This is a genomic window from Meridianimarinicoccus sp. MJW13, from assembly GCF_014901205.1.
In the GTDB taxonomy this organism is placed as follows: Bacteria; Pseudomonadota; Alphaproteobacteria; order Rhodobacterales; family Rhodobacteraceae; genus Meridianimarinicoccus.
In genome coordinates this window covers 256,441-264,051 of record NZ_JACNMU010000008.1, presented here as the reverse complement: position 1 = coordinate 264,051, position 7,611 = coordinate 256,441, and the positions used below count along the sequence as shown (strand labels likewise).

At 61.6% G+C, this 7,611-nt stretch carries 6 protein-coding genes; 2 read left to right on the top strand and 4 right to left on the bottom strand.

The features are described 5' to 3' along the window. Nucleotides 1-123: 123 nt before the first annotated feature. A protein-coding gene (locus tag H8B03_RS15890; protein ID WP_193142868.1) for an IS5 family transposase occupies nt 124-911 on the bottom strand; the annotation gives its coding sequence in 2 pieces (ribosomal slippage) (nt 124-572 and nt 572-911; 789 coding nt in all). 365 nt (nt 912-1,276) lie between these two features. Then, the gene (locus tag H8B03_RS15885) at nt 1,277-2,308 is read right to left on the bottom strand and encodes a helix-turn-helix domain-containing protein (RefSeq protein WP_193142867.1); all 1,032 of its coding nucleotides are present in this window, start codon (nt 2,306-2,308) and stop codon (nt 1,277-1,279) included. Between the two features lie 349 nt (nt 2,309-2,657). On the opposite strand from H8B03_RS15885, the gene H8B03_RS15880 reads away from it, so the two are divergent. Both H8B03_RS15880 and H8B03_RS15875 read left to right on the top strand, forming a co-directional pair. Next, nucleotides 2,658-4,307, top strand: coding sequence for a sulfatase-like hydrolase/transferase (locus H8B03_RS15880; protein WP_193142866.1), 1,650 nt, complete (start codon nt 2,658-2,660; stop codon nt 4,305-4,307). A gap of 125 nt (nt 4,308-4,432) precedes the next feature. Next, a complete protein-coding gene (locus H8B03_RS15875) occupies nt 4,433-5,245 on the top strand; it encodes a hypothetical protein (protein WP_193142865.1) in 813 nt (270 codons plus the stop codon). A 303-nt stretch (nt 5,246-5,548) separates the two neighbouring features. Here H8B03_RS15875 and H8B03_RS15870 read toward each other — a convergent pair whose 3' ends face one another. Both H8B03_RS15870 and H8B03_RS15865 read right to left on the bottom strand, forming a co-directional pair. Then, nucleotides 5,549-6,916 carry a HAMP domain-containing sensor histidine kinase gene (locus tag H8B03_RS15870; RefSeq protein ID WP_193142864.1) on the bottom strand — a complete coding sequence of 456 codons (1,368 nt, stop codon included), beginning with the start codon at nt 6,914-6,916 and terminating at the stop codon, nt 5,549-5,551. Beyond that, nucleotides 6,913-7,572, bottom strand: coding sequence for a response regulator transcription factor (locus H8B03_RS15865; RefSeq protein ID WP_193142863.1), 660 nt, complete (start codon nt 7,570-7,572; stop codon nt 6,913-6,915). Before H8B03_RS15865 ends, H8B03_RS15870 begins: the two co-directional genes overlap by 4 nt. Nucleotides 7,573-7,611: the final 39 nt, after the last annotated feature.

Here is a 7,611-nt window from a genome sequence, read left to right as displayed (position 1 = left end):
TGAGGCGGAAGGAAACTGCATGAGGGCCGAAAATCTCGGACCCTTGTTGACGAACGAACGGCGCATTCACCCTATAGGCAGAACAACGTTCCCGAGCGGCGACTAATTCCGCGGCCTGTTAGGTCATGTTGACAAAAGGCGGACCCAGAGGCGGATTGACGTGATGTCTATGAAACCGAGGAAGCTCTCAGCCGTTTTGTCGTAGCGTGTGGCGACGCGGCGGGCATTCTTGAGCTTGTTGAAGCATCGCTCGACCAGGTTGCGCAGGGAATACAGAGAGTGATCCACGCCGACGCGCATTTTGCGGGATTTGCGCATCGGGATCTGGGTTAAAACATCCCGCGCGCCCATTGTTTTGCGAATGCTGTCAGCATCATAGCCCTTGTCGGCCAACAGGACGCTTGGCTCGGACAGATTGTCAGCCATGACCAGATCAAAGCCCATGTAATCGGACGTCTGGCCCGGCGTGATTTCGGTTCTCATGGGCAGGCCTGCCGCGTTGACGCGGAGGTGGATCTTGGTCGTGAACCCACCTCTTGAGCGCCCGAAACCCTGTCGCGGAGTCCCCCTTTAGCGCCCGCTGCCTGATGATGGGCCCGGACCACGGTGCTGTCGATCATTTGCAGAGCGTCTGGCACGATCCCGCTTTCATTCAGGGCCTCCATGATCTCCTCCCAGAGCCCCGCGAGTGTCCAGCGCCGGAACTGGCGGTAGAGGCTTGACCACTTGCCAAACTCTTCCGGCAGGTCGCGCCATGGAGCGCCGGTCCGGGCGATCCAGAATATACCATCCAAAACAAGGCGGTGGTTGGTGGGTTTGCGCCCATTCGGGGCTCGGGCAGCAAGGATGAACGGTTCAAAAAACGCCCACTCCTCGTCTGACATCAGGTCTCGTGCCAAACTGGTCTCCATCACAGATACCAGCTTGAATCACGATTTGCGTGTGGCGTGAATCCCTTTTGTCAACACAGCCTAGGAGTGTCTTGCGTTCGGGGCATTGTCATTTGTTGACCAGAGGTCGGAAATGCAGATCGCTAGCAGCTTCCAGCGAGACCGGCGGTTACTCAGCGATCTGGCCCAGGCCGATGCACGGACCCTAGCTGAAGGGTTCGAGGCGAAAGAACGTCCGAAAACTGATTTCCTTGCGTGGCAGGATGAACCAGATACGTTCGAGTATATCCTGTTATCCGGGAAGGTGGTCAGTCTGATCTGTCACGCCGATGGGCGCAAAGTGTGCGTTGGCTTTCATGTTGGGAGGCCACGGTCTTTATCAGTGTCTACCGTTGTGTTCCCAGCGCTTTGGACGGGAGCGTCCCGAACAATCGCCGATAGTCGTCGGCGAACTTGCCCATGTGCCAGAATCCCCAGCGGTTGGCCGCATCCGAGACCTTCGTGTTCGGATCGGAAATCAGCAGGTCTAGCTTCGTGCGATTCAGCCTAAGACACTGATAATAGGCCTTGGGGCCCATCCCGTAGATCTCTTTGAACCCACGATCCAGCGTGCGCCATGATGCCCCTGTCTCGGCACAGATCTGACTGATCCGCACGGCTTCGTCTGCCAAGTCCGTCATGATGGCAACGGCGCGCGCTACGGCCCGGGTGCGGGAGGCCGAGTGGCTGCGATCCGCATGGGCCATCTCATCGGTCAGCGCGAGCAAGAGGCCGCCCGCAAGCTCGTCTTCCTCCTGTGCATCAAGGCTGGCATCTGCGTTGTGGATCGCTTCCAACGCGGTACAAACCAAGCAACGCAGGGCCTTCCCGCGCGCCGCGACGTCCATGTGCCGGGAGATGAGCATGGAGTCCGGCACGGCGATCCCGAGACGGGCAGACAAGCGCTCGACCTCTGACACCGGCAGGCTGAACGTCAGCGCGGTGAACCCGGCATCGCTGATGCCGTCGAGATCCGCGCCAATCCCAAACCCAATCAACGGGGGCTGGGTGACGGTCTGCGCCCGCCATTTGGTGAGCGCCATGTTCAACGGAAGGCCGAAGGTCAGATACCCCGGCGGCGATGTGCCAACCTGGTGCACGGCATGAGACACGGACAGGTGAAGCAATTGCAGCAGCGCGCCCTGCCACTGGGCGACACGCACACTCATCTCGCCCGGCTCGATCTGCCTGAAATCGAGTTTCCATGTGGAAAGACGATTGATCAGGTTCGGATCGGGAAGCTCCATCATGCTGGAGCTGTAATCGAGCTTGTCGGCATGGAAAGGCGAAGTTGGCGAAAAAATGATGCTCTCCCCGGAGCGGGCTACGTATTTGTCGGCAATGTAAAAGTACAAACAGAAGCCGCTATGGACAACCATGTACCAAATCCAATCAGAGGTCGCCCGCCGCTCCCGGCACGGTCTGTCAGAAATGCAAGGGTCGTGACGTTTCTTACACAGGACGAATACGCACGCCTTCGCAGGGTCGCTCACACGAAGGGCCAGTCAATCTCGGCAACCTGTCACAAGATGATTGCGGATGTGCTGGGTGAGACCAGAGCGTCGGACTAGAATGATGATTAGGACGATGGCGAGATCGCTTTGGCCTGGTCTCGCTGCGGCTGGTGCTTCCCCGACCGATGTCCCGCAATTCGGCGAACTGTGTGCGGTACCTGGTGACCGCGCATCCAACGACGGCCTTGCCCACAACCTCCAAAGGGAGTTTCCAATGTTCACCCGCAGCTTACTGGCAGCGTCGCTCCTGCTTGCGGCCCCGATGGCGCACGCGCAGGATCCGGGCCCGATCATTCACGACGGGGAGTATAACTTCCTGTTCGCGCAGAAAGGCGATGAATGGACCGCGCAGGATGCCGAGATCGATGCCCGGCTTGCGGAGATCCGTGCGGCCAATGGAGGCAAAGCGCCCAACATCCTTTATGTGCTGATCGACGATGTCAGCTTCGGCCTTCTCGGCAACCGTGCGATGAATTACGTCACCGGGATCGATACGCCGAACATCAACAATTTGGCTTCCGAGGGCATGTCGCTGATGCGGATGTATACGGAGCCGTCCTGTACGCCGACGCGAACCGCGATGCTGACCGGACGCCATCCGGTGCGTGCTGGCGTCGAGGAGGTGAAAGTTGCATTGGTCGGTGAAGGGCTTTCTGCGGAAGAGGTCACCATCGCCGAAGTGCTCAAGAACGCAGGCTACAACACCGCCCATGTGGGCAAATGGCACCAGGGCGATATCGAAGAGGCGTTCCCCCACAACCAGGGGTTCGACTGGGCGGCGTTCCCGGCGCACCAGCAAGTGCAGCTTTCGCTGATGACGCGAGAGGCGATGGAGGCCAATAACATGGTCGGCCTCGATCCTTCGGGCCAGACCAACCCGTTCGCAATCGACGAGCGGTTCAAGCCCTACGGCCTTGTCACCGGACTGGAAGCAGAGGCCGGCGGCATGGCGCGCGAAGTTGGCATGGAAGCCGGCGAGATCTGGACCCAGGCCCACTATCGCGAAATGAACGACCGCTATCAGCGTCAGGCCATCGAACAACTGAACCGATTGGCCGCCGAGGATGCGCCGTTCTTCCTGCAGTACTGGCCGCTCTATCCCCTGAACTTCGTCTATGACCAAGAGCAGCAGACCTCCCGCAACGGCGGCTACATGGCTGAAAAGCTGGAGCTTCTGGACGGCTGGCTCGGGGAACTTTTCGCGGAAGTGGATCGACTGGGTATCGCGGAAAACACTCTGGTTGTCCTGATGGCCGACAACGGGATCTTCAATTACTATGCGCCTGCCCAATCCGGATTCATGGAACTGATCTATCGCGGCGGCAAGACCCAGCACCTTGAAGGTGGTGTGCGTGTCGACGCCTTTGCCCGCTGGCCGGGCGTCATCGAGGCCGGCAGTGCGGCGGGCGACATTGTCCACGTGTCCGACCTGTTCACAACATTTGCCCGGATCGGGGATGCCACGGACTTCATCCCGCGCGATCGGGTGATAGACGGCGTCGACCAGACGGCGCTCTTGCTTGAGGGCGAGGGCAATTCGCGCCGGGACTATGTCTATATCTATGAAGGCCCTGTCCTGCGCTCTGTCGTCAAGCAAGAATTCAAGATGCACCTGCCTGCACCGGGCCTTCCCGGTGCCGCGGCGCCGGTGTTCAACGTCCTGCGCGATCCGCGTGAAGAGAGCTCGCAGATCGGCATTGCCCTGTGGTCCGGCGCGTCCTTCCAGGACATGCTCAAGCGCCACGCGCTGACCATCAAGAAGCACCCGCATCTGCCGCTTGGCACGGATGTTCCGTACAGCGGGATCGAGAACCTGCGCCCGGAAAGCGAACTTGCCCGCCAAGTCTTTTCGTCGTGGCAGTGACACGGCGCGAACCCGACGCCCGTCGAATCTCATCAGGATGCGCCGGTCCGGCGCATCTCTTGCCTTCCTCCCTGTGATGGGCACCAACGTCGGATCCGACGAACCTCAAAACCCGGAGCTTCCAAATGAATAGCCGAATCCTCTCCAGCGCGATCCCCTTGGCAACGGCATTGGTCACCACCACGGCCTGGGCAGAGCCCGTAACATTGCGGTTCTCGGATGAGTGGAAGACTCAAGGCACATTGTACCTCTTCTTGCCAACCTCGACGGTCGGTACATCCACCGTTGCAGGCACAAGTGCAGACGTCGACATGGATCTTCAGGATGCGCTTGAGCTGCTTGATTTCTCCCTCTCGGGCCGCGTCGAATCGTGGAGGAATGATTTCGGCGTCATCTTCGACGCAAACTATTTCGGGATATCGGGCGAGAATACAAAGACGGCAGGCACCGGCCCGCTTGGGGCTGATCTTGATGCCGAGGTCAAGGTTGCCCAAAGCTGGATTGGACTGCTGGCCGGCTACCGCGTCGCCAGCGGCGTGAACGCGAATGGAAAGGCCTACTCCTTCGATGTGCAGGGGGGCGTGCGATACAACTCGATCACCCAGGATATCGATGTCTCGGGACCTGCGCGCGATGAGTCGCTGGGTGGCACCGAAGATTGGTGGGAACCGGTGATTGCGGCGCGAGGCACATGGGAAATTGACGAGGATTGGACGTTTGCTGCCATGGTCGATGCCGGCGGCTTCGGTGCTGGCGGAAACGAGCTATCGTGGAGCACCACCCTCGGGTTCGACTGGTCCTTCTCGGACTCGACCTCGATGGTTTTCGGCTATCGCTACTACAGCATCGATTTCGAAGACGACGCTTCCGACGGAACATTCGGCTACGCCTTCGAGCAGCATGGCCCGTTCATTGGCTTGACATACGCGTTCAACTGACCCCGATCAGAGACCGCACCCATGCTGGTCGCCCACGGGCCATGCTGCGGCATTTGCGGACGGAAGTCCGGACTACAGGGCCTCTGGCCGTGGACCGGTTGCTTTCAGGGTGTGTGACCGGCTTTCTCGGTCTGGGCATTGCGCCCAACGTGGCGGGCACAGCGCCGGGTGGCGCTGGTGACCGCAACGAACTTGCTCAGTGGTTGTGCGACGGTCGGCTTTGTACTGCCCGATGCCACCATTTGTCCGCGCGTGGCAGGGTGCCTCCGCGCGTTCAAAACTCTCGATGGTCCACACCACGGGTCACATTTTCCGCATCGCGGCTTGTGCGGAGGTGTCTCGAACATCTGCCGGCAATATGAGGGATGCCTGAAAGCCGGAAGACCTGCCCGGACGTGGTGACTCCAGATTGAGCTGGCTTCCGATCCGGTCCGCGATGGCCGCAACGATAGCGAGGCCAAGGCCGCTGCCATCTGTTCTTGCTTGTGCCCGCTCGAAACGTGCCGTCAGGCGGTCGAGGGTTTTGCGCGGCAGAACGGGGCCATCATTCGCCACGATCAACTGGCCGTCCAGCGTCAGGGTCACCTCGACCGGGGCGGTCTGGGTCCCGTGGCGCAGGGCGTTCTCCACAAGGTTTCGACAGAGGATGGCAAAGGCATCCGGATCTAGGTCGGACAGGACGGGACTGTCCGGCAAGGTCAGCGTGATCCGGTCCATCGCGCCCGTCCGTGCCAGATCATCCACAACGACGCGCGCGACAGGTCTGAGATCAGTGCTTCGGTCCGTCCGCAGTCGTCCGCCTTCCGCCCGCGCAAGCTGCATGAGGCGTTCGGAAAGCCGCGTCAGCCGCTTGAGCGTCGCTTCGATCTCTGCAGCACGCGCATCGGTGGCCGGGTCCTGGGTCTCCGACCGAAGCCTCTGCGCCTGTGCGATGGCGCCTGCCAACGGTGTCCGCATTTCGTGCGCCGCGTTCGCCGCAAAGCTGCGCTCGGCCTCGAACGCCGCGCGCAACCTGTCCAGAAGGTTGTTCAGTGTTGCGGCCAGCGGACCGATTTCCGCCGGCAGGTCGTCGGCGGGAACGACGGACAGGTCACGGGCGTTGCGGGCTTCGAGGCGCGCGCGGTAGCGGCGCAGGGGGGAGAGGCTGAAGCGGACAGCGAGGACAATCGCCGCGAGTGCCACGGGTAGTACGATCAGCAGCGGCAGGACGAGGCCCATCCGGATTTCCCGCGCAACCGATGCGCGATGCGCAAGCGGCTCGGCCACGGTGATGCGGATTGTCCCCTGAAGTGCCGCGTCGCTGTAAAGGCGATGCGTGGCGGTCTGTTCAAACCCCGGCGCGCTGTAAGGCGGGAACACCGCAGGATCCGCCGCGTGGGATTGCAACAGGATGCGCCCTTCGGCGTCACGGACCATGTAGGTAAAGAATTCGTCATGCGCCCGGATCGGCGCGAGCCGCTGGGTCATGCCCTGATCTTCCCGGCCGACGATGTCGGTCACGGCCAGCGGCAGGATACGCTCGGCGGTCTCGCGCAGGGCGGAGTCGAAAACCTCGTCCAACTTGCCCCTGACGATCACCGCCGTGACCGTCGCGGCCAGCAACCAGAGGATCGACAGCACGAGACCGAGAGACAGGCCGAGCCGTGCCTGAAGGCTGCGTGGCAGCCTCACGGCTTGCCCAGCCTGTAGCCCATGCCGCGCTCGGTCTCGATGATCGCGGGCCCAAGCTTCTTGCGCAGGCGGCTGACATGGACCTCGATGGTGTTGCTCTCGACCTCGGCGCCGAAGGCGTAAAGCTTGTCTTCCAGTTGCGTCTTGGACAGAAGCTGCCCCGGACGCGCGAGGAAGGCCTCGAACAGAGCCCATTCGCGGGCCGTCAGTTGAACCGGCTTGCCGTTGCGATGAATGCTGCGCGCAGCAAGGTCAATGTCCAGCGGTCCGTGGCTGACGATGGGGTTGGGATTGCCGCTGTATCGCCGGGCGACCGAGCCGATCCGGGCCGACAGTTCGGACAGGTCGAAGGGCTTCACGAGGTAGTCGTCGGCGCCTGCATTCAGGCCCTCGATCCGGTCCGAGACCTGGTCGAGCGCCGTCAGGATGATGACCGGCGTCACATCGCCCTGCGCGCGCAGGCCCTTGAGAAACCCGATCCCGCGCCCGTCCGGCAACATCAGGTCCAACAGGATCAGGTCATGGGACGCCCCGCGCAGCGCGTCGCCCGCCGCGTCCAGACGCGTCACCCAGTCCACCGATTGGCCATCGGCCGCGATCTGGTCGCGCACCGCAGCGCCAAGCGTCGTGTCGTCTTCGATCAGCAGGATGCGCATGTCTGGTTCCGTTCCGTTCCCGATGATCCTCAATGATCC

Bases quoted from the DNA above. Each gene is read 5' to 3' on its own strand.
- H8B03_RS15885 (WP_193142867.1), bottom strand. From the start codon at position 2,308: ATGGTTGTCCATAGCGGCTTCTGTTTGTACTTTTACATTGCCGACAAA.
- H8B03_RS15880 (WP_193142866.1), top strand. From the start codon at position 2,658: ATGTTCACCCGCAGCTTACTGGCAGCGTCGCTCCTGCTTGCGGCCCCG.
- H8B03_RS15875 (WP_193142865.1), top strand. From the start codon at position 4,433: ATGAATAGCCGAATCCTCTCCAGCGCGATCCCCTTGGCAACGGCATTG.
- H8B03_RS15865 (WP_193142863.1), bottom strand. From the start codon at position 7,572: ATGCGCATCCTGCTGATCGAAGACGACACGACGCTTGGCGCTGCGGTG.